This is a genomic window from Paenibacillus sp. sgz302190 (assembly GCF_059820445.1).
The window spans coordinates 1-1,223 of sequence record NZ_JBZYAO010000097.1 but is presented as its reverse complement, the minus strand read 5'-3'; the positions used below and the strand labels follow the sequence as shown (position 1 = coordinate 1,223).

Genomic DNA, 1,223 nt, shown 5'->3' with positions numbered 1-1,223 from the left:
CACCACCCGTTCGGTCGTTTTTTGAACGCAGATTTGCATTTGAGGTAACAGACCTATATGCTGTTGCGCCTTATGTCGTACAATATCAGTTATACGACATAATATTACATAATACTACAATTATACACGTTCCGACTGTTTAATTATAGTTATATTTTACTATATTAGCAACCAATTATTTGTAATTTGAACCAAAAATTTTCCATAAAATAAAATCCGTCACAAATATTCACTCAAGCTGTCTTCCACGTAATCCGTCGCCGATTTCTTCATTTGCTCCACCGTATGCAGGTATCGTTGTGTCGTATTGATATGAGCATGTCCCAAATTTTCCTGGACTTGCTGCAGCGATGCGCCGTGAAGCAAGGCTAAAGTCGCATTAGTGTGTCTCAGCCAGTGAGGTGTCGTCTTTTTCCCAAGTTCGCACTGCTCGCAAGCTTTGCTGATAATCCTTTCCACTTGCCGGACGGACAGCGGAAACAGCCGTTTATTTCGAACCGGTTCCTCCTGTTTTCCGGAGAACGAATCAAAATATTCCGTCAGGAAAACCCACAGCTGCTGAGGCACTTTAATTTCCCGCTGTTTCCCGCCTTTGCCTTCCATCACGGTCAGCCACATGGAGATTTCCAAGGGATCTTTGCGAAAATGCCCCCACTCCACAGCCGTTAATTCAGACACCCTTAATCCCATCAAAACCAGGGTCAATCCGATGAGATAGTTTCGGAAACTTTGCTGCTTGAGCTGGTTTAACAGCCGCCCCACTTCTTGTTTAGTCAAATAGTGATGCTTGCTTGTGATCTGTATCTTGGGCGGGCGAACGCCGGACATCGGGTTGTTGTCGAAAATGCGAATGTTCGGGTCGCTGCCCCATTTGTACAAGGAATTCAAAGGCGCGATGAAATTGGCCACTGTGGCCGGAGCGAGCTGTTTTCGCTGGATGCTGTAGTAGCCTTTCATTAGGCCTAATTTATAAATTTCCAGGTCCTTCCACGTCACTTCGCGCAGCGGCCTATATTTAATAAACTGCCTGAACAGTTCGATAGCCCTTCTGTAATTGCGCATCGTATATGGGGAGTCCGCACGCACGCTCAAAAACATGGAAATGATTTGTTCATCCGTATAAGAGTGCCCAGTGCGATCCTGATTCGTAAGTAATGCCGTTTCGTCTTGGTTCATGTCATTTTCTCCTGCCATTATGTCGTATAACTGATATTGTACGACAT

1 protein-coding gene is annotated in these 1,223 nt (G+C 45.1%); it reads right to left on the bottom strand.

The genetic code is table 11. From position 1 onward, the window contains the following. Positions 1-219: 219 nt before the first annotated feature. On the bottom strand, positions 220-1,176 hold the full coding sequence (locus AC6RNO_RS36620) for a tyrosine-type recombinase/integrase (protein WP_474679780.1): 957 nt from the start codon (positions 1,174-1,176) through the stop codon (positions 220-222). Positions 1,177-1,223: the final 47 nt, after the last annotated feature.